The organism is Amycolatopsis sp. NPDC003865 (assembly GCF_053605345.1).
Genome location: NZ_JBSGJA010000010.1, coordinates 190460 through 210846 on the forward strand (window position 1 = coordinate 190460; position 20387 = coordinate 210846).

Sequence of the window (20387 nt, forward strand, 5' to 3'; positions counted from 1 at the left end):
CGCCGCGAGGAACTAGAGGATGGTCTGGTGCAGGAATTCGGGACCCCCGCGCCGGCTGATGAGCAGGCTGGTCGCGAGGAGCACCTCGTGCACGATCTTCGTCCATTCCGCTTCCGACACCGTGTCGGCCGGCCTCGGCACGTGCCGCGAAGCGACCTCGACCAAGGTGGGTACCGGACAATCTCCCGGGAACCGGACGGCCGGGGCCTCGTGGTGCGCGTGTGCCCATTCGCGCAGCACCGGGAGGGCGTTGTCGAAGAGCTCGTCGACGGCCCGCTCGGCCGTCACGCCGCTGCGCCCGGCCCACTCCCGCAGCCGCTTGCGCGTGGTGGCCCGGCGCTTTTCGCGCAGCAGCTCGACGAACTGCCGGTACAGGTCGACGCGGTTCGACGGCAGCCGCCGCCCCGGCTCCTGCGCGTACAGCACACACATCATCGTGGCGATCAACGGGATGGTGCCGAGGTCCCGCAGCTCGGCTTCGTCGGCGCGCTCGACGAAGCGCGCTGCCTCCGCTTCGGCGTCCGGGACGTCGAGGGCTTCGAACCACGCCTTGGCGAAATCGCCGAGCTGCTGCCGGGCGAAGGGCTCGATCACGAACGTCGGGTAGCGGTCGCCCTCGGCGAGTTCGGTGTGGTAGTCGACTCCGGTCGGCCGGGTCGTGAGCAGGAAGCCGAACCGGCCGCGGTCGCGCAGCCGTCGCACCAGCTTGGCGACGACGCGGCGGTCGGACGGGTCGACGATCTCGTCGAGGCCGTCGGCCAGCACGAGCCATCGCGCGCCCGGTGCCGGTTCGCCGGCGAACAGCTCTTCCAGCCGGCCCCGGTCGAGGTCCACGTCGAAGCTGCGGGCCCCCTCGGCCAGCAGCTCCGCGATGTCCTTCCGGCCGCGCAGCGCGTCGGCGGGCACCGGAACCGGGACGAATTCGCCGCCTTCGCCGCGCAGCCACTGCTTGGCGATCTCGGCGGTCAGGTGCCGGACGAGGCTCGACTTCCCGGCACCCGGACCGCCGAGGATCTGCACGCCCGGGTACGCCCACAGCAGGCTGTCGGCGTCGACCCGGGCAGGCTCGGCGTCGGCCGGGGCTCCGTAGCGGCTGGTCTGCTGGCGCAGGTACACCTTCCACAGCGGCGGAGTCACCTCCGTTCCGGCGAGCTCGGCGTGCGGGTGCCGGTCGTCGGCCACCTGCGCCGCTTCGAGGTACGCGCGCAGCCGCGGTCCGGGAAACCGGATGCCGGACGCGGAAAGCTGGTCGTCGTCGAGCAGTTCGAGCCAGCCGCGGTTGCCCGGCGACACCGAGCGGTGGATCGGCTCGAGCCCGGCGTAGGTGGCGAAGAGCGAGTGGACCGGAACCAGGCGTGCGGTGTCGCTGTGCTCGGTGTCGCGGTAGCGCACCACTCCGCAGACGGCGCCGGTCCGCCAGTTGAGCACCGGGCCGCCGCTGTAGCCCGGCCCGACGGGCCCCTGGACGGTCTTCAGCAGCTCCGCGCCTTCGGTGCGCTGAGACGGTCCGGCCAAGGTCAACGTCGCCGAATCGCCTGAGCGGTACCGGCCCTGCGGGTACCCGTACGCCCAGAGCCGGTCATCGGGCTCGGCTGCCGGGTGCAGCAGTACGTGCGCGTCGGCGACGTCGGCTTGGGCTTGCAGCAGCACGACGTCCAAGCCGCCGGGGCCGTTGGCGCGATAGGTACCTGGGATGACGCGGAACTCGGTGGCGGGCAGCTGCGCCGTCTCGGTGGAGTGGACGACCTCGGCGACGCCGACCGACTCGTCGGTGACGACGTGCGCGCAGGTCAGCAGGACACCTGGGGCGACGAAGAAGCCGGTGCCCTGTGCTCCGGACGGCGCGACCAGTGGCACGGTGGCGGCACGCAGAGCGTCCGCCAGCTTCGCGCGCCCTGCCTCCATCCCACCCCCCGCTCGACGCTCGGCGACCCACTATCTTGGCAGCTTCCCGGCGGCTTCGGAACGGGCTTTTTTTCCGCCCTCGCAAAGGATCTTGGTGCTCAGCGCACCAGCTTCGCCAATGGGCGGGCCAGGTCACCTCGCGCACCCACCGCCACGCCGGACAGGCCCAGCCACTCCGCCATGTGCTTCAGCTCCGCCGCCAGCTCTGGCAGCACCCGGGCCACGTCGGCGCCCTCCTCCGCGAACGCTCCCTGGACTCGCAGGACCCCCGCCGTCCTATCGGATTTCAGGTCTACGCGCGCGACCAGCGAACCGTCCAGGAGGAACGGGAACACGTAGTACCCGTACACCCTCTTCGGTTCCGGGACGTAGATCTCGATGCGGTAGTGGAAGCCGAACAGCCGCTCCGTGCGGGCCCGCTCCCAGATCAGCGGGTCGAACGGGCACAGCAGTGCCCGCCCCGGTACCGCCCGGGGTGTGCGGGCGTCGACGTGGCGGTAGGCCACCGCTTTCCAGCCGCGGACCGCCACCGGCTCCAGGATTCCCGACTCCACCAGCTCCGCCACCGCCTGGCGGGCCCGGGCCGGGCCCAGGCGGTAGTAGTCGCGCAGGTCCGTCTCCGTTGCGACGCCCAGAGCACGGGCCGAACGCTCGATCAGGCCCCGCGCGCCCTCCTCCGGCGACACGGAAACCGACAGGATCTCCGGCGGCACCACGCGCTCCGTCAGGTCGTAGAGCCGCTCGAACGACCGGCGCGTGCCCGTGGTGAGCTGGCCGATGCCGAACAGGTACTCGCAGACGCGCTTGACCTCCGAGCGCTCCCACCACGAACCCGGGCCGCGGCGTTGCGCGTCCGCCTCCACCTCGCGCTCGATGCCGCCCGCGCCGATCGGGCCCAGCTCCTTCACCACCGACAGGATCTCGTCGACCAGGCCCGGTGACTTCTCGATCAGCGGCCCGTAGTGCTTCCACCAGCCGTCGCGCTTCGCGCCCGACCGGATCAGCGGCCAGTCTTCGACCGGGAGCAGGCTCGCCTCGTGCGCCCACGTCTCCACCAGCAGCCGCGGCTGACGCGCCGAGTGCGCCCACGCCGCGCCGTCCAGCACCGCCGGGTCGTACGCGCCCAGGCGCGAGAACACCGGCATGTAGTGCGCCCGGACCGCCACGTTCACCGAGTCCAGCTGCAGCAGCTGGACCCGGGAGAGCACCCGTTTCAGGTGCCGCCGGGACACCGGGCCGGACGGACGGGGGTCGGCGAAGCCCTGTGCGGCCAGGAACGTCTTCCGGGCCGTCGAGACGCTGATCGTTTGCATGGTGCCGGCATGGTGCCACCCACCACCGACAAAAACGCGGCCCACTAAGTTCTCAGGCATGAGCGACGCCGCCGTCCGCCCCGCAGACCTGTCCGACGCCGCGGAGATCGCCCGCATCCAGCGCGACACCTGGCATGCCGCCTACGAGGACCTGCTGGGCAAGAACGCCCTGGCCGAGCTGGACGCCGCCGACCTCGCCGGCACCTGGACCGAGACCATCGAGTACCCCGGCAGCCAGGTCTACATCGCGACCGAGGGTGACTTCACGGTCGGGTTCTGCGTCGTCGGCCGGGCTCCCGAGGGCGAGGTCGCCGCCGCCGACGGCAGCCTGCCCGAAGACGCAGGAACCACCGGCCTCGTCGCCACCCTGCTCGTCGAGCCGCGGTGGGGCCGGCGCGGCCACGCCGGACGGCTACTCGCGACGGCCGCCGCGGGCCTCCGGGCAGACGGCGCCACCCGCGGCATCGCCTGGGTCGCCCAGGGCGACCACGCGTCCCTCGGCTTCTACCGCCGCGCCGGCTGGAACCCCGACGGCACGGTCCGCACCCTCGACACCGGCGACCGCATGGTCCGCGAGGTCCGGCTCACCGGCACCCTCGACCTCGCCCTCGCCTGAGTCCCGGAAGATCACCCACCGCATCACGGCGTACATGAACACGCCCTCGCACGCCCCCGCGAGCAGACGCGAGACGTGGTATTCGACGCCCAGCGCCGTCAACCCCGCGCCCACACCCAGCAAAAACGCCGCGTAATTGACAGCAATCGCACCGATGTAAAGCACCAGCTGGATTCCCACGGCCGCGTGGGAATGGAAGTTGAACGTCCGGTTCAGCACGAAGCTCAGCCCGAACGCGCAGCAGTACGCCAGCGTGATCGAAAGCCACACCGGCCAGCCGAGCACGCCGTGGAAGATCGTCAGCAACCCGAGGTCGACGCCGAACGTCAGACCGTTGATGAGGCAGAAGCCGAGAAACGTCGGCGCGACGATCCGCGACAGACCCAGCGGAAGGACGCGCACGATCGCCTGGCAGAGGGCGCCGAATCGGTCGGCGGGCGTTCGGGGTTGCTCGGCGGCCACGCCGTCAGCGTTCCAGCGGGAGGTGGCCGGAACACGTCGCGCAGGTGATCTTCTGGTGCGAACCACCTGCCGAAGAGGGGGGTTAACCCCAGTGCGCGGAGATTTCAGACTGATAACTTGGAGTGCACGAGCGAATTTGAGGAGGTGACACGATGAGTTGGATCCTGCTGACGCTGGGCGTCGCGTTCGGTTCGGCCATCGTGCCGCTGATCAACGCCGAGGTGTTCCTGCTCGGGCTGTGCGCGAGCCAGCCGGGGCTGCACTGGCTGTGGCTCGGGGCGGCGGTGGCCGTCGGGCAGATCGCCGGCAAGTCGCTGTACTTCCTGGCCGCGCGCGGGACGATCAAGCTGCCCAAGGCATTGCACGACCGTCTGCACCGCGAACGGCCGCTGACCGAGCGACGCGTCCGCTGGCAGCTGCGCACCAAGCGCCTGCGCGGCTGGGTCGAGGCGCTGCGCGAGCGCTGCCACCGGCACCCGCACTGGATGGCGGGCACCTACGGGGTGAGTTCCCTGGTGGGGCTGCCGCCGTTCATGGCGACGAGCGTGCTGGCCGGGGTGGTGCGCATGCGGCTGGCGACGTTCTTGACGACCGGGCTGGCCGGAAGGTGGATCCGCTTCAGTTTGATAGCGGCTTCACCCGCGGTGTTCGCCGGGTGGCTGCACCACTGAGGTCAGGGCGGTCCAGGCGGCGCGGGAGACGGTGAGCTGGCCCAGGTGGCGGGCTTTCGTGTCCCGGACGCCGACGGTTTCGGCGAGGAGTACCTCGACGCACTCTGTCTGCACGCTGTAGCTCGACTTCTGCCAGGTGAAGCCCACCTCCACGCACTCGCCTTCGGTTGCGCTGTAGCTCGACTTCCGCCAGGTGAACACGCTGCCCCCTATCTCGCCGCCTCCCGAAGCAGGGTGTGGGAGGCGTCTTCGGTCAATGCCTTGCCTTGTAAGAGCTTTACCAGCTTTCGGTAGCCCGAGATAGCCTCCAACTCGTTGAGGAAGGCGCTGGCGTGCACGTGCTCAAGCAGCACGATGGATGGATCGGCCGGGAAGTCATAGAGGGTGAACATGCCCAGCTTGCCGTGGTGGTAGCCCACATTGACCGGCACCACACGAACTGAAATGTTAGATGTAACAGCTAAGGCAAGCAGGTGGTCGATCTGGTCGGACATGATGTCCTCGTTGCCGACCACCTCGCGGATCGCCAACTCGGAAATGATCGCCTGGAGGCGAACGGGGTCGCGCCGGGAAAGAATCCCCTGCCGTTCCAAGCGAATCACCAGCCGCGCATCCGCATCGGCTGGCGTGATCTCGGAGGCGGTCAGCAATGCGCGGGCGTAGTCGGGCGTCTGGAGCAGGCCCGGGATCACGAGCGGCGACCAGTTGGTGATCTGGCTCGCCGTGCGCTCGCACTGCATGACCGCCGTGAGGGCCGCGGGGAGATCCGACGGGTTGGAGTCCAGCCAGTTGGGCTCCTTGGCATGCGTTGCCAGGAAAAGGATTCGCTCGGTCGTCGCGCGATCCACGCGCAGGTACCCGAGGATCCGGGCCACCTCCTCCACCGGCGGCACCCGCATCCCCAGTTCCCACTGGGACAACAACCTCGGGTCGATCTCCAGCGCCCGCGCCAGCTCGCGCAAGCCGAATCTGCGTCCCTCGCGCACTTCGCGCAGCGAAGCGGACAACGCGCGCAACCCCGGTGACGATGAAGTCGGTTTCATGCCGGGAATAGTACGAACGCCGCCCATTTCCCGAATGAACGACAACTGTCAGCGAAATGCCACACCGCCGGGTCAGCGGTCGGCGGCCTCCAGCTCCACAGCTTTCTTCATCGTCTCGCGGGCCCGGCGACGATCACCCGCGATGTCGTACGCGTACGCCAGCTTGTACCACGTCCGCCAGTTCTCCTGGTCGGCCTCGACCTCCGCGCGGCGCTCGGCGAACCACGCGTCGGCCGCGTCGCGGTCCACGCGGCCCGACGGCCGGCGCGGGAGGTCCGAGACGTCCGGGAGCGCGCCCTCCGCCTCCAAGCGCCGCGAGAGGCGCTGGATCTGCACTCCGTTGCGCCAGGTCATCACGATGATCCACACGCCGAGCAGCGGCAGCAGGAACACACCCACGCCCAGCGCGATACCGACGCCCGTGCCCGTCTTGAACAGGGCGAACGCACGATCGGCCAGCAGGAACAGGTAGACGACCAGCGCCACCGTCAGCAGCAGCGCCACATTACGCGCTTTCATGGGCGGGCCTTCACAGGTCGAGCACGTTCTCCAGGCCGACCGTCAGGCCGGGACGCTTCAGCACTTCACGCACGCCGAGCAGCACGCCCGGCATGAACGACGTCCGGTCGAGGGAGTCGTGGCGGATCGTCAGGGTCTCCCCCTCGCCGCCGAACAGGATCTCCTCGTGCGCCACCAGCCCCGGCAGGCGGACCGAGTGCACGCGGACCTGCTCGACCGTCGCTCCGCGGGCGCCGTCCAGCTCGGCCGTCGTCGCGTCCGGACCCGGCGTCACGCCCGCCTCCGCGCGCGCCGCGGCGATCATCCGGGCCGTGTGCGCGGCGGTGCCCGAAGGCGCGTCGGCCTTGCGGTTGTGGTGCAGCTCGATGATCTCCGCCGAGGCGTAGAACTTCGCCGCCTGGGCCGCGAACCGCATCGCCAGCACCGCGCCAAGCGCGAAGTTCGGCGCGATCAGCACGCCCAGCGAGGGCTTCGGCTCCAGCAACGCGCGCAGCGACGACAACCGCTCTTCGCTGAAGCCCGTCGTGCCGACGACCGCGTGGATGTCGTGCTCGACCAGGTACTCGAGGTTGCCCATGACGGCGTCGGGGTGGGTGAAGTCGACGACCACCTGGGCATCGGCCAGCGCCGAGAAGTCGTCACCCGCGTCCAGGGCAGCCACCAGCTTCAGGTCGGAAGCGCCTTCGACGGCGTTCACCACCGTCGCGCCCATCCGGCCGCGCGCACCGAGCACACCGACGTTGACGGTCATGAAGCGATCACCTCGTGCAGGTCGTCAGGAAGGTCGTCGGCGTGAGCGTACGGCCCCACGACCGCCGCCGCCGAGACCCCGCCCGGCCGCGCGAACAAAGTGCGAGCGAGGGCACACACGTCTTCGGTGGTGACGGCGTCGATGCGGGCGATCGTGTCGTCCACGCCCAGGTACCGGCCGTAGTTGAGCTCGTTCTTGCCGATCCGCGACATCCGCGACGACGTGTCCTCCAGGCCCAGCACGATCCCGCCGCGCAGCTGGCCCTTGGCGCGGGCCACCTCGGCGTCGGTCAGGCCGTCGACGCCGACCTTGTCGAGCACCTCGCGGATGACGCCGGCGACGTCGCCGAGCTTCTCCGGCTGGCAGCCCGCGTACACGGCCAGGTGGCCGGTGTCGGCGTAGCTCGCGACCGACGAGTACACCTGGTAGGCCAGCCCGCGCTGCTCCCGGATCTCCTGGAACAGCCGCGACGACATGCCGCCGCCGAGCGCCGCGTTCAGGACCGACAGCGCGAAGCGGCGGTCGTCGTGGCGCGACAGCGACCGCAGGCCCAGCATGACGTGCGCCTGCTCGGTGTCGTCGGTGTGCAGGGCGAGCTTGGGCAGGGTCTTGATCCGCGCGCGGCCCTCGCGCGGCGCGATCGGCGTCGCGGACCCGGTCAGCTTCTCGCGAAGGGCCTTGCGGACCAGCCGGAGCACCTGGTTGTGATCGATGTTGCCGGCCACGGACAGCACCATCCGCGGCAGCGTGTAGCGGCGCTTGTAGAAGTTCCGCAGCGCCGCGGGCGACATCCCGATGATGGACTTCTCGGTGCCCAGCACCGGGCGGCCGAGGGGGTGGTCGCCGAGGATCGCCGTCACGAACGTCTCGTGCAGGAGGTCCTCGGGGTCGTCGTCACGCATCGAAATCTCTTCGAGGACGACGCTGCGTTCCATGTCCATGTCGCGGTCGGTGCAGAGCGCCTCGAACACGACGTCGGTGACCAGGTCCACGGCGAGCGGGAGGTCGGCGTCGAGCACCTGCGCGTAGTAGCAGGTGTGCTCCTTCGCCGTGAAGGCGTTGAACTCGCCGCCGACGGCGTCGATCTCCTCGGCGATCTGCGTGGCGTCGCGGTGCTTCGTGCCCTTGAACAGCAGGTGCTCGAGGTAGTGCGCGGCGCCGGCGACGGCGACCGGCTCGTCGCGGGAGCCGATGCCGACCCACAGCCCGACCGTGGCCGAGCGGGACGCGGGGACGTGCTCGGTGATCACGCGCAGGCCGCCGGGGAGGACGCTGCGCTTGACGACCGCACCGTCCGGGGTGGACTCGAGCGTGCGGGTGGTGCCGACGGGCTGCTCGTGCCCGGAAACCTGCCGTGCCATGGGGTCCTTACTCACGATGCCGCGAAGGCCTCCCCACCGGAATCGGCGAGGAGGCCTTCGACGGAACTGTCTCGAACCGGACGAGCCGGGTCTTACTTGGCGTCGGCCTTCTCGGCGTCGGCGGCGGGCGCGTCGGCGGCGGGGGCCTCGTCCTCCTTGACGACGATCAGGCTGATCTTGCCGCGGTTGTCGATGTCGGCGATCTCGACGCGGAGCTTGTCGCCCACGTTGACCACGTCCTCGACCTTGGCGATCCGCTTGCCGTTGCCCAGCTTCGAGATGTGCACCAGGCCGTCCTTGCCCGGCAGCAGCGAGACGAACGCGCCGAACGCGGCCGTCTTCACCACGGTGCCGAGGAAGCGCTCGCCGACCTTCGGCAGCTGCGGGTTGGCGATGGCGTTGATCTTGTCGATCGCCGCCTCCGCCGACGGGCCGTCGGCCGCGCCCACGTAGATCGTGCCGTCGTCCTCGATGGAGATGTCGGCGCCGGTCTCCTCGGTGATCGAGTTGATCATCTTGCCCTTCGGGCCGATGACCTCGCCGATCTTGTCGACCGGGATCTTCACGGAGGTGACGCGCGGCGCGAACGGGCTCATCTCGTCCGGGCCGTCGATCGCCTCGGCGATGACCTCGAGGATGGTGCTGCGGGCGTCCTTCGCCTGCTTCAGCGCGGCCGCGAGGACCTCCGACGGGATGCCGTCGAGCTTCGTGTCGAGCTGCAGCGCGGTGATGATGTCCTTGGTGCCGGCGACCTTGAAGTCCATGTCACCGAGGGCGTCCTCGGCGCCGAGGATGTCGGTCAGCGCGACGTACCGCGTCTCCCCGTCCACTTCATCGGACACCAGGCCCATCGCGATGCCCGCGACCGGCGCCTTCAGCGGCACGCCGGCGTTGTACAGCGCCATGGTGGACGCGCAGACCGAGCCCATCGACGTCGAGCCGTTGGAGCCCAGCGCCTCGGAGACCTGGCGGATCGCGTACGGGAACTCGTCCCGCTTCGGCAGCACCGGCACCAGGGCGCGCTCGGCGAGCATGCCGTGGCCGATTTCGCGGCGCTTCGGCGAACCGACGCGGCCGGTCTCACCGGTGGAGAAGGGCGGGAAGTTGTAGTGGTGCAGGTAGCGCTTCGTCGTCTCCGGGGAGAGCGAGTCGATCTGCTGCTCCATGCGCAGCATGTTCAGCGTGGTGACGCCCAGGATCTGGGTTTCGCCGCGCTCGAACAGCGCCGAACCGTGCGCCCGCGGGATCACGGCGACCTCGGCCGAGAGCGACCGGATGTCGGTGAGGCCACGGCCGTCCATCCGGATCTTCTCCGTCAGGACGCGCTGGCGCATGATCTTCTTCGTCAGGGCCTTGAACGCCCCGCCGATCTCCTTGTCACGGCCTTCGAAGGCTTCGCCCTCGCCCAGGCCGACCTTCTCGATGACGGCGGCCTTGACCTCGTCGGTCGCGGCGTCGCGGTCCTGCTTGCCGGCGATCTGCAGCGCGCGGGCCAGGTCGTCGGTCGCGATCGCGGCGACGGCCTCGTAGACGTCCTGCTGGTAGGCCGGGTAGACCGGGAACTCGCCGGTCGGCTTGGCGGCCTCGGCGGCCAGGCGCTGCTGCGCCTCGCACAGGACCTTGATGAACGGCTTGGCGGCCTCGAGGCCCTCGGCGACCGAGGTCTCGTCCGGCGCCTTGCCGCCCGCGGCGATCAGGTCGAGCGTGTGCTCGGTGCCCTCGGCCTCGACCATCATGATCGCGACGTCATCGCCCACGATGCGGCCGGCGACGACCATGTTGAAGGTCGCCTTCTCCAGCTGCGACCAGGTCGGGAACGCGACCCACTGGTCCTCGATCAGCGCGACGCGCACGCCGCCAACGGGGCCGGAGAACGGCAGGCCGGCGATCTGGGTCGACGCCGAAGCGGCGTTGATGGCCAGCACGTCGTACGGGTCGTCCGGGTTGAGGCTCTGGACGGTGATGACGACCTGGATCTCGTTGCGGAGACCGTCGGCGAACGACGGGCGCAGCGGGCGGTCGATGAGGCGGGCGGTGAGGATCGCGTCGGTCGACGGGCGGCCCTCGCGGCGGAAGAACGCGCCGGGGATGCGGCCCGCGGCGTACATGCGCTCTTCGACGTCGACGGTCAGCGGGAAGAAGTCGAAGTGCTCCTTCGGGTGCTTCGACGCGGTCGTCGCCGAGAGCAGCATGGTCTCTTCGTCGAGGTACGCGACCACGGCGCCGGCGGCCTGGCGGGCCAGCCGGCCCGTCTCGAAGCGGACGGTGCGGGTGCCGAACCGGCCGTTGTCGATGACGGCTTCGGTCTCGTGCACGGTGACTCCGGTGGAGTCGGTCATAGATGTTTCTCCTCTTTGGTTCCTTCTACTGGCGCGAGTCTCCCACCCTGGGACCCGTTTCGCCTGAGGACGCTCGAGGAATGAGGCCGGTCTTCGATCGAAGCCCCCGGGACTCTTCCCGGGAACCACTACCGAGGACCGGCGGACGGACCCTCGTGCGCGCTCGCGCCGTCTTTTGTGGCGAGGGGGAGCGACCGCGTGGTCACTCCCCCTCGGGTAAAGCTATCGGCGCAGGCCGAGGCGCTGGATCAGCGCACGGTAACGCTCGATGTCCACCTTCATCACGTAGTTCAGCAGCCGGCGGCGACGGCCGACCAGCAGCAGGAGCCCGCGACGCGAGTGGTGGTCGTGCTTGTGAGCCTTGAGGTGCTCGGTGAGGCCGACGATGCGCTTGGTCAGCAGCGCGACCTGGGCCTCGGGGGATCCCGTGTCCGAGTCGTGCACGCCGTACTCGGCCAGGATCGACTTCTTCTCTTCGGTGGACAACGCCACTTGTGTTGCTCCTCGAAATAATCAGTGCCGTGCGGCCCCGGACGCCGGATGCACGCCGGGAAGACGGTCACGGCCGCCACGGACTGCAGCCGGACCCGCTCGTGAGGTTACCAGCCCGCTGAACAGCGTCTTCAGGCGCGGTCCAGCTCGAACGCGCGGGCCACCCGGTAGCGGGGACCACCCCGTTCGCGCTCGCTGGTCATGAGCGCCACCTCGCCCGCCGTCCAGCGACGGCTGGTGAAACGGGCCAACTTTTCGGTCCAACGCGCGTCGAGCCCGGGTTCTTCCCGGGGGAACCGCGCGAGCGTCAGGTGGGCCGTGTACGGCCTCGCCTCGGCGTCGGCACCCGCGGCGTGCGCGAGGGGCGTCAGCTCCGCTCCGGCGGCAGTCAACCACAGCACCCCCGGGAACGTCGCGGCCTTTTCCAGCCGGACGTCGACGGCACGCCGCCCGGCCAGCCGGTCTTCGAGCCAGGCCGCCCGGGTCCCGACGTCGTCGGGCCCGTAGTAGGCGAGGGTGACGTGCCAGCGCTCCGGCGGCTCCCACCGCAGGCCGCCGCCGGTTTCCCCGAGCGCCGCGGCGACCTGCTCGACGACGTCGTCCGGCGGGAGCAGCGCGCTGAACAGGACCGGCATCAGGAGCCGTTGCCCGCCCGGCGCAGCAGGTCGGCGATGGCCGGGAAGTCGTCGTCGAGGCGCTTGGCGGCCTCGCCGAGGTCCTCGTCCTCGGCCACGTCACGCAGGTAGGCGAGCACGCGGCGGTCTTCGTTGATCACCGGGATGTTGTCGCGGCCGACGGTCGGGCGGGAGTCGCGGACGTCCTCCATCGCGGCCAGCATCGCGTCGCGGTTGCCGGCGGCGACCTCCGGCACGAGGATCTTGCGCTCGAGCATGATCATCCTGGCCAGCACGACGGGGTTGCCGATCTTGGCCCGCCGGCCGCTCATCACCTGGCTGAGCATGGGGGCGCTGATCCCGAGGACCTCGGCCAGGAACGCCTGCGAAACGTCGAACGCGACCACGAGCCGGCGCACGCGGTCGCCGAGCGGCTCCCCGTACCACTCGCGCTGCAGCGCGATGTTCCGCTGGACGATCTTGTGGTCCTCCACCAGTTCCGCTCCCCTGTCCCCGCTCGCGCACACCGTCCGTGAGCATTTTGCCATCGCTGTCACGTGCGTGAACGCGAAATCCCCTATTCGCCCCCGGTAGGGGTGTCCGGGGGCACTTCCAGTGCCTTTCTCGTCTCGATCACGTCGTCGTCGATCTGCGTCACCAGCCCGGCCGAGTCCGCGAACCGGACCTGGTCGCGCAGCCGCGTCACGAAGTCGATCGCCACGTGCTGGCCGTAGAAGTCCTCGTCGACGTCGAGGACGAACGCCTCGACGGTCCGCTCGCGGCCGGAGAACGTCGGGTTGGTGCCGACCGAGACCGCGGCGCGCAGCCGGCGCGACGGGTCGGCCGAGCGGGTGAACCAGGCGCTGTAGACGCCGTCGGCCGGGACTGCGGCGAAGCGCGGCGTCGACAGGTTCGCCGTCGGGTAGCCGAGCTCGTGGCCGCGGCCGTCGCCGCGCACGACGATGCCTTCCAGGCGGTGCGGGCGGCCGAGCGCCTCGGCCGCGGCGACGACGTCGCCGGCGTCGATGCACGACCGGACGTAGGTGCTGGAGAAGGTGATCGCCGACTGGTCCTCTTCGGACAGTTCCTTGCCCTGGAGTTCGGCGCCGTAGGCGGCGAACCCGAAGCGCCGGCCGAGGGTGCGCAGCATCGCGACGTCACCGGCGGCCTTGGCGCCGAAGGTGAAGTTGTCGCCGACGATCACCGCGGCCGCGTGCAGCCGGTCGACGAGCACCTCGTGCACGAACTCCTCCGGCAGCAGCCGGGACAGCTCGAGGGTGAAGGGCAGCACGCAGAAGACGTCGATGCCGAGGCCTTCGACGATCTCCGCCTTGCGCCGCAACGTGGTCAGCTGCGCCGGGTGGCTGCCCGGGCGCAGGACCTCCGACGGGTGCGGGTCGAACGTCAGCATGACGCTCGGCAGGCCGCGTTCGGCCGCCGCGGCGACGGTCCGGTTGACCAGCTCCTGGTGCCCGCGGTGCACACCGTCGAACACGCCGATGGTGACCACGCACCGGCCCCAGCCGCCGGGGAGGTCCCCCAGCCCACGCCACCGCAGCACGTCAGACTCCCGTCTCTCAAGGGCCACCCTAGGCGGGCAGCAGCACGACCACTGCCCGGGACACGCCTTCTTCGTCGGTGGCCAGCGCGAGCACGCGGCCGTCGGGTCCGAAGAGCCCGTAGGTGCCTTCGACCCCGGCGGCCGGGATGCGCTGGCCGTGCCGGACCGCCTTCGCCGTGGCGGCGTCGAGGTCGCGGCGCGGGAAGGCCGCGGCGACCGCGGCGTCGAGGTCCAGGCTCAGTTCCGGCTGCTCCTCGAGCTGGTCGAGGGTGCGCGCCCTGGCCAGGGTGAACGGGCCGACCGTGGTGCGCCGCAGCGCCTTCAGGTGCCCGCCGACGCCGAGGTCCGCGCCGAGGTCGCGGGCCAGCGCGCGGACGTAGGTGCCGGACGAGCACTCGACGACGGCGTCGACCTCGATGTGGTCTTCCTCGTGGCGGACGCCCAGGACGTCGAAGCGGTACACGGTCACCGGACGGGCCGGGATCACGACGTCCTCGCCGGCGCGGACGCGGGCGTACGCGCGCTTGCCGTCGATCTTGACCGCGCTCACCGCGCTGGGGACCTGCTGGATGTCGCCGGTCAGCTTTTCGACGCCGCTCGCGATGTCGTCGTCCGTGGTGGCCTTCGTGTCCGCGGTCGTGAGGACTTCGCCCTCGGCGTCGTCGGTCGTGGTGGCGCTGCCGAGGCTGAGCGTGGCGAGGTAGGTCTTGCGGTCCAGCGCCAGGTGACCGAGCAGCTTGGTGGCGCGCTCGATGCCGAGCACCAGCACGCCGGTCGCCATCGGGTCGAGCGTGCCGGCGTGCCCGACCTTGCGGGTGCCCATGATCCGGCGGGCGCGGGCGACGACGTCGTGCGACGTCATGCCGGCGGGCTTGTCGACGATCAGCAGACCGGGCGGCGGGGCGGGACGGCGGGGCGGTTTGGGGCTCGACACGCGGCAAACCCTAGCGGCCGCCGATAGTGGGTCGATCAGGCCGCTCGGACCCGCCAGGATGGGGGCGTGACGGAGATCGAGGTCCGGGCCGCCCGGCCCGGCGAGCTGGCCGCCGTCGCCGGCCTGCGGTGGCGCTGGGTGGCCGGGCAGGAGCGTCTGCCCGCCGGCGGCCGCGCGGAGTTCGTGCGCGAGTTCGCCCGGTGGGTGCGGGACAACGCGGCCACCCACCACTGCCTCGTCGTGGTGCGCGACGGGCGGGTGCTGGGGATGGCGTTCCTGGCGGTCACCCCGCGCGTCCCGACCCCGGCGGCGTTCACGCGGGCCGCCGGGGACGTGCAGAGTGTCTACGTCGTGCCGGAAGCCCGCCGCGAAGGGCTCGGTGGCCTGCTGATCGAGGCCGTCCTGCGGCTGGCCGGGGAGCTGGGGCTGGAGCGCGTCACCGTGCACTCCTCCGGGCAGGCCGTGCCGGCCTACCAGCGGCGCGGGTTCGCGGTCGCGCCGAAGCTCCTGCAGGCTTCGGTCACGCGGCCACGATCGGTGTCTCCGGCAGGGCGGCGTCCCAGCGGCGGCGGGTGATCCGGACCGGCAGCTCCTCGCCGCGGGCCTCGGCCAGGAACAGGTGGGCCCGGGTGCGGCGCCACCACACGAGCATCCGGAAGGTGCCCAGCGCCAGGATCGCGACGATGGCCAGCAGCGAGAGCCGGAAGCTGCCGCCGGTCCACTGCAGCAGCACGCCGACGAGCAGGGCGGCGAGGGTCGTCGCCACGAAACCGCCGACGTTCACCACGCCGGTCGCCGTGCCGACGCGGCTGAGCGGGTTGTAGTCGCGGGCGAGCGCGAAGCCGATCATCGACGCGGGCCCGCCGAGGGCGAGGAAGGCGAACGCGGGCACCAGCACCGGCACCGGCACCGCGCCCGGCCAGCCCAGCAGCACCGCCCAGATCAGCGCGGCGCCGCCGATGTAGCCGCCGACCAGCGGCATCCGCAGCGACGGGTGCCTGCCGATCACGCCGCCGAGCAGCGGACCGCCGGCCATCGAGCCGAAGACGAACACGGTGAGCAGCGCGCTGGCCGTTGCCTTCGACTGCCCTTGGCCCTGGACCAGCCACGGGACGCCCCACAGCAGCGTGAGGGCGTTGGGGGCGAACATCGTGCTGAAGTGGACCCAGAAGCCCAGCCGCGTGCCCGGCGTCCGCCAGGCCTCGGCGACCTGGTGGGCGAGCTGGCGCGGGCGGACTTCTTCGCGGACGGGCGGCTGTTCGCCGGCCGGCACGTCGCGCACGCGCAGGGCCACGACCAGCGTGTAGAGGACGGTGATGGCGCCGACCGCGAGGAAGGTCGGGGTCCAGCCGGCGCCGTCGAGCACCAGCGAGAGCGGGACGGTGGCGGCGAGGTTGCCGATGTAGCCGACGGCCGCGGTGAACGACGTCAGCAGCGCGTACTGGCGGCCCGGGAAGTGGGCGGCGACCAGGCGCAGGACGCTGACGAAGGTGAGCGCGTCGCCGAGGCCGAGGACGCCGCGCGCGAGCAGGCCGAGGCCGTAGGAGTGGGCGACGCCCAGGAGCAGCTGGCCGGCGCCGAGGATCAGCACGGCGGCGGTGAGGACGCGGCGGGGACCGTAGCGGTCGACCAGGACGCCGGTCGGGATCTGCATCGCGGCGTAGACGCCGACCTGCAGGACGGTGAACGTCCCGAGCGCGGCCGCGCCGACGCCGAAGCGCTCGGCCGCCTGCAGCCCGGCGACGCCGAAGGAGGTGCGGTGGAAGACCGCGAGGAGGTAGACGGTGACGGCGGCGAGCCAGATGAGCCAGGACCGGGCGGTGGCGCGGCCGGCGGCGGGCGGCACAAGGTCCTCCAGGGAATCGGCGGTTCAGGGCACGGACGCCTGCGCTGCCGTCCTTACTACTTGTAGCGCCTAAGCAACGACGAAACATAGCTGTTATCCCGGTGGCGTTCACCACATGGTTTTATGTGAATCTCCTTCATGTTCGGGGGTGGTGTGGTGACCGGGCTGCACGGGGCACACGCGGTGATCACGGGCGGGTCCAGCGGGATCGGCCTGGCGACGGCGGCGGCGCTGGGTGCGCGCGGCGCCGCGGTCTCGCTGGTGGCGCGGGACGAATCCCGGCTGCGGAAGGCGTCCGTGTCGTTGAAGTCACGCGGGTACGCGGTGCGGACGGCGGTGGCCGACGTCTCTTCGCAGGGGGAAGTGGCGGCGGCGTTCGCTTCGTTGGTGGAAACGGCCGGGCCGTGCGACGTGCTGGTGACGTGCGCGGGCCAGGCGCGGCCGGGAGAGTTCCTGGCGCTGGACGACGAGGTGTTCCGGCGGATGGTCGAGGTCGACTACTTCGGGACGCTGCACGCGGTCCGGGAGGTGGCGCCGTCGATGGTCCGGCGGCGGAGCGGGTCGATCGTGGCGATCTCGTCGGCGGCCGCGGTGCTGGGGATCTACGGGTACACGGCGTACGCGCCGGCGAAGTTCGCCGTGCGGGGGCTGATGGAGGCGTTGCGCGACGAGCTGAACCCGGCGGGGGTGCACGTGGCCTGCGTGTACCCGCCGGACGTCGACACGCCGCAGCTGGCGGAGGAGAACCGGTGGAAGCCGGTCGAGACGGCGGCGATCAGCGGGACGATCCGGCCGATGGCGGCCGAGGCGGTGGCGTCGGCGATCGTGCGGGCCGTCGAGCGGGAACGGTACGCCGTGTACCCGGACCGGTCGGTGGCCCTGCTGGCGGCGCTGGGCCCGCTGGCGGCGCCGTTCTTGAGGCGGCTGGTGGACCGGCGGATCCGGCGGGCCCGGGCTTGAGAGGTCCGGTCAGGCCGGGCGGATCGCGCCCGTCACCGCCCAGTTGCCGCCCCGCCAGCGGACCACCACGAAGACCAGCCGCAGCACCATGAACAGCGACAGCCCCGTCCAGATCCCGGTCAGCCCCCACCCGAACCCCAGCGAAGCCCAGATCAACGGCAGGAACCCCAGCGCGGCGCTCCCCAAGGTCGCGTTGCGCAGGAAGGCCGCGTCTCCCGCGCCGAGCAGCACGCCGTCCAGCGCGAACACCACGCCCGCGATCGGCTGCAGGGCCACGAAGAACCACCATGCGTGCGGGATCTCGGCCAGCACCCCCGGGTCGGAGGTGAACGCGTGCGGCAGCACCCACGACAGCGCCGCGAACAGCACGCACAGGAAACACCCCAACAGCAGCCCGTACCCGGTGATCTGCGCCGCCACTCCCCGCGCCTGCCGCGCCGAGTTCGCGCCCAGCGCCGCCCCCACCAGGGACTGCGCCGCGATCGCCACCGAGTCCAGCACCAGCGCCAGGAACGTCCACAGCTGAAGCACCACCTGGTGCGCGCCCACCGCCTCCGTCGACGTCCGGGCCGCCACCGCCGCCGCCGAGATGAAGCACGCCTGGAACGCCAGGCTGCGCAGCACCAGGTCGCGGCCGAGGCCGAGCTGCGCGCGCATCACCTTGAAGTCCGGACGCAGCCCCGCCTTCTCGCGCACCAGCGCCACGATGAACAGCGCCGCCGAGATCACCTGCGCCACGACGTTCGCGATCGCCGAGCCCTCCAGCCCGAGGTCCGCGCCGTAGACGAGCACCGGGCACAGCACCGCCGAAATCCCGTTGCCCGCAAGCACGTACCGCAACGGCTTCGCCGCGTCCTGCACCCCGCGCATCCAGCCGTTGCCCGCCATCGTGACGAGGATCAGCGGCGCCCCGAACAGCGCGATCCGCACCCACGACACGGCCGCGCCGGCGACCTCGTCGCTGCCCGACAGCGCCCGCGCGATCGGCCACGCCAGCAGCTGCCCGGCCACCAGCACCACGAGCCCGACGAGCACCGCGAGCCACGTCGCTTGGACGCCTTCGCGGACCGCGTCGGCCCGGCGGCCCGCCCCGTGCAGCCGGGCCGTGCGGGACGTCGTGCCGTAGGACAGGAACGTCAGCTGGCTCGACACCTGGGCCAGCACGACGCCACCGAGCGCGAGGCCGGCCAGCGGCAGCGCGCCCAGGTGGCCGACGACAGCGGTGTCGACCAGCACGTACAACGGCTCGGCGGCCAGCACCCCCAGCGCGGGCACGGCCAGGCCGAGCACGCGCTTCGCCGGGATCCGCTCCGTCTCCTCCACGTTCACCACGAACCGGACTCTAACCGGCCCCACCGACAGTTCTGACCGGCGGGAACGCGGGAACTTTCCGGGCCCGCCGTCCGACGCGGGGGCGGGTGGGCCGGCGCGGGCGGCGGGGTGAGGCAAGCCGGGCAGCGCGGGTCGCGCCGGGCTGGGGCGGGGTGGGGTGGGCCGGGCCGGGCAGCGCCGGGGCGGGGCAGGGGTGGGCCCCGCCGCGCCGGGCCGCGCTGGACCGAGCAGCGACGGAGTGGGCCGGGCCGCGCCCCGCCCCCGCCGCGCTGGGCCGGGCGGGCCGCGCTGGGCCGGGCGCGCCGCGCTGGGCTGCGCTGGCCGGGGTGGACCGCGCTGGGCTGCGCTGGGCCGGGGTGGGCCGGGCCGTGCTGGGCTGTGCTGGGCTGGGCAGCGCCGGGGTGGGCCGGGCCGCGCCCCGCCGCGCTGGGCTGCACTGGGCCGGGGTGGGCCCCGCCGCGCTGGGCCGTGCTGGACCGAGAGCGCCGGGGTGGGCCGGGCCGCGCCTCGCCGCGCTGGGCTGCGCTGGACCGAGCAGCGCCGGGGTGGGCCGGGCCGCGCGCGCGGCGCCGCACCAGGCCGGGGCCGGGCCAGGCGAGCCGGGCTGCGCTGAACCGCGCGGAACCGCCAGCCGGCTCGAGCCGCTCCGGGTGTCTACAGCAGCGGCGCCCGCTCCAGCGCCGCCCGCAGCCCCGCGAGGACCTCCGGCGCGGTCCCGGCGATCGTGCAGCCCGCGGCCTGCCGGTGCCCGCCGCCGCCGAACTCCGCCGCCACCGCCGAAACGTCGATTCCCACCGACCGCAGCGAAATCTGCCACTGGGCCGGGTTCGTCACGTCCTGCTTGAGCACCGCCGCCACGGCCGCCTCGCGCACCGACCGGACGACGTCGATCACCGACTCGACCTCTTCGCCGCGGACCGTCAGCGCCTCGTCGATGCGCACCACCGCGTGCACGAAACCCCGCCCCTGCGCCGCATCCGGCTCCAGCGAAGCCTCGCGCAGCACCGAAGACAGCATCGGCAGCCACGTGAACGGCCGCTCGTCGACGATCCGCCGCACCACCTTCTCCGGGTCGACGCCCGCCTCCAGCAGCCGCGCGGCCATCCGGTGCGTCTCCGGGCTCGCCCGGCGGAACCCGCTCGTGTCGGTGACGATCCCGGCGTAGATCCCCCGCGCGATCGGCTCGTCGAGCTCGACACCCATCGCGTCCAGGATCCGGAACACGAGGATCGCGCTGGCCTCGGCGGTCTCGTCGACGACGTGGCAACTGCCGTAGAAGGTGTTGGTCGCGTGGTGGTCGATCACCAGCACCGAGCCGGCGAGCCCGACGCGCCCGGCGAGGCGGCCCAGCCGCTTCGGCACCGGCGTGTCGACGCAGACCAGCAGCGCCTCGCTCTCCGGCAGGTCGTCCGGGTGGGTGAGCAGGCCGTCCTCGTCCAGCCACCGCAGCGTCTCCGGGGCCTCGTCGGGCTCGCCGAACGAGACGCGGACGCGGGCGCCGCGCTGCACCAGCGCCCGGCCGAGGGCGAGCGCGCTGCCGAGGGCGTCCGCGTCCGGGCGGACGTGGCCGAGCACCGTCACGTCGGTGGCCGAGGAGAGCAGCGCGGCCGCGTCCCGGATGTCCTGCGCCAAAGTAGGGGTCACGGTGCGTCACGCTACGCTCTGCGG

20 protein-coding genes and 1 pseudogene are annotated in these 20387 nt (G+C 71.8%); 4 read left to right on the plus strand and 17 right to left on the minus strand.

Going from position 1 to position 20387, the window contains the following annotated elements; genetic code table 11:
- Positions 1–12: 12 nt before the first annotated feature.
- Together ACWEVP_RS24410 and ACWEVP_RS24415 are read right to left on the minus strand one after the other, a co-directional pair.
- On the minus strand, positions 13–1905 hold the full coding sequence (locus ACWEVP_RS24410; RefSeq protein ID WP_452064870.1) for a trypsin-like peptidase domain-containing protein: 1893 nt from the start codon (positions 1903–1905) through the stop codon (positions 13–15).
- Between the two features lie 98 nt (positions 1906–2003).
- On the minus strand, positions 2004–3218 hold the full coding sequence (locus tag ACWEVP_RS24415; RefSeq protein WP_452064871.1) for a winged helix-turn-helix domain-containing protein: 1215 nt from the start codon (positions 3216–3218) through the stop codon (positions 2004–2006).
- Between the two features lie 58 nt (positions 3219–3276).
- Between ACWEVP_RS24415 and ACWEVP_RS24420 the strand changes: the two genes are divergently transcribed.
- The gene (locus ACWEVP_RS24420; protein ID WP_452064872.1) at positions 3277–3834 is read left to right on the plus strand and encodes an N-acetyltransferase family protein; all 558 of its coding nucleotides are present in this window, start codon (positions 3277–3279) and stop codon (positions 3832–3834) included.
- A gap of 66 nt (positions 3835–3900) precedes the next feature.
- Here the strand turns inward: ACWEVP_RS24420 and ACWEVP_RS24425 are convergent.
- Positions 3901–4362 (minus strand): annotated as a pseudogene (locus ACWEVP_RS24425) (GtrA family protein); the annotation flags it as partial.
- Positions 4363–4448: 86 nt separating this feature from the next.
- On the opposite strand from ACWEVP_RS24425, the gene ACWEVP_RS24430 reads away from it, so the two are divergent.
- The gene (locus ACWEVP_RS24430) at positions 4449–4967 is read left to right on the plus strand and encodes a hypothetical protein (protein ID WP_452064873.1); all 519 of its coding nucleotides are present in this window, start codon (positions 4449–4451) and stop codon (positions 4965–4967) included.
- Here the strand turns inward: ACWEVP_RS24430 and ACWEVP_RS24435 are convergent.
- From ACWEVP_RS24435 to truB, 11 genes are all read right to left on the minus strand, one after another.
- Positions 4932–5168 carry a DUF397 domain-containing protein gene (locus ACWEVP_RS24435; protein ID WP_452064874.1) on the minus strand — a complete coding sequence of 79 codons (237 nt, stop codon included), beginning with the start codon at positions 5166–5168 and terminating at the stop codon, positions 4932–4934. The two genes, ACWEVP_RS24430 and ACWEVP_RS24435, sit on opposite strands and share 36 nt — an antisense overlap.
- A gap of 8 nt (positions 5169–5176) precedes the next feature.
- A complete protein-coding gene (locus ACWEVP_RS24440) occupies positions 5177–6010 on the minus strand; it encodes a Scr1 family TA system antitoxin-like transcriptional regulator (RefSeq protein WP_452064875.1) in 834 nt (277 codons plus the stop codon).
- A 72-nt stretch (positions 6011–6082) separates the two neighbouring features.
- Entirely contained in the window at positions 6083–6529 is a 447-nt protein-coding gene (locus ACWEVP_RS24445) for a tetratricopeptide repeat protein (RefSeq protein WP_452064876.1), read from the minus strand.
- Between the two features lie 10 nt (positions 6530–6539).
- On the minus strand, positions 6540–7280 hold the full coding sequence (gene dapB / locus ACWEVP_RS24450) for a 4-hydroxy-tetrahydrodipicolinate reductase (RefSeq protein ID WP_452064877.1): 741 nt from the start codon (positions 7278–7280) through the stop codon (positions 6540–6542).
- Positions 7277–8641, minus strand: a complete 1365-nt coding sequence (locus ACWEVP_RS24455; protein WP_452064878.1) for a M16 family metallopeptidase — start codon at positions 8639–8641, stop codon at positions 7277–7279. Before ACWEVP_RS24455 ends, dapB begins: the two co-directional genes overlap by 4 nt.
- A gap of 92 nt (positions 8642–8733) precedes the next feature.
- Positions 8734–10980 (minus strand): polyribonucleotide nucleotidyltransferase, encoded by a 2247-nt coding sequence (locus tag ACWEVP_RS24460; protein WP_452064879.1) that lies wholly within the window; start codon positions 10978–10980, stop codon positions 8734–8736.
- Between the two features lie 222 nt (positions 10981–11202).
- Positions 11203–11472, minus strand: coding sequence for a 30S ribosomal protein S15 (gene rpsO, locus ACWEVP_RS24465; RefSeq protein WP_003084034.1), 270 nt, complete (start codon positions 11470–11472; stop codon positions 11203–11205).
- Positions 11473–11603: 131 nt separating this feature from the next.
- Complete coding sequence (thpR, locus tag ACWEVP_RS24470; protein WP_452064880.1) at positions 11604–12107, minus strand: RNA 2',3'-cyclic phosphodiesterase; 504 nt, start codon at positions 12105–12107, stop codon at positions 11604–11606.
- Entirely contained in the window at positions 12107–12580 is a 474-nt protein-coding gene (locus ACWEVP_RS24475) for a helix-turn-helix domain-containing protein (RefSeq protein WP_086683272.1), read from the minus strand. Before ACWEVP_RS24475 ends, thpR begins: the two co-directional genes overlap by 1 nt.
- A gap of 83 nt (positions 12581–12663) precedes the next feature.
- Entirely contained in the window at positions 12664–13647 is a 984-nt protein-coding gene (locus tag ACWEVP_RS24480) for a bifunctional riboflavin kinase/FAD synthetase (protein ID WP_452064881.1), read from the minus strand.
- A gap of 28 nt (positions 13648–13675) precedes the next feature.
- Positions 13676–14581, minus strand: coding sequence for a tRNA pseudouridine(55) synthase TruB (gene truB, locus ACWEVP_RS24485; RefSeq protein WP_452064882.1), 906 nt, complete (start codon positions 14579–14581; stop codon positions 13676–13678).
- A gap of 66 nt (positions 14582–14647) precedes the next feature.
- Between truB and ACWEVP_RS24490 the strand changes: the two genes are divergently transcribed.
- Positions 14648–15157: a GNAT family N-acetyltransferase gene (locus tag ACWEVP_RS24490; RefSeq protein ID WP_452064883.1), complete on the plus strand. Its 510-nt coding sequence runs from the start codon at positions 14648–14650 to the stop codon at positions 15155–15157.
- On the opposite strand, the gene ACWEVP_RS24495 is transcribed toward ACWEVP_RS24490, so the two are convergent.
- Positions 15102–16427: an MFS transporter gene (locus ACWEVP_RS24495; RefSeq protein WP_452064884.1), complete on the minus strand. Its 1326-nt coding sequence runs from the start codon at positions 16425–16427 to the stop codon at positions 15102–15104. The two genes, ACWEVP_RS24490 and ACWEVP_RS24495, sit on opposite strands and share 56 nt — an antisense overlap.
- A gap of 156 nt (positions 16428–16583) precedes the next feature.
- Between ACWEVP_RS24495 and ACWEVP_RS24500 the strand changes: the two genes are divergently transcribed.
- Entirely contained in the window at positions 16584–17387 is an 804-nt protein-coding gene (locus ACWEVP_RS24500; RefSeq protein ID WP_452064885.1) for an SDR family oxidoreductase, read from the plus strand.
- Positions 17388–17396: 9 nt separating this feature from the next.
- On the opposite strand, the gene ACWEVP_RS24505 is transcribed toward ACWEVP_RS24500, so the two are convergent.
- Together ACWEVP_RS24505 and ACWEVP_RS24510 are read right to left on the minus strand one after the other, a co-directional pair.
- The gene (locus ACWEVP_RS24505) at positions 17397–18716 is read right to left on the minus strand and encodes an MATE family efflux transporter (RefSeq protein WP_452064981.1); all 1320 of its coding nucleotides are present in this window, start codon (positions 18714–18716) and stop codon (positions 17397–17399) included.
- A 657-nt stretch (positions 18717–19373) separates the two neighbouring features.
- Complete coding sequence (locus ACWEVP_RS24510) at positions 19374–20363, minus strand: DHH family phosphoesterase (RefSeq protein WP_452064886.1); 990 nt, start codon at positions 20361–20363, stop codon at positions 19374–19376.
- Positions 20364–20387: the final 24 nt, after the last annotated feature.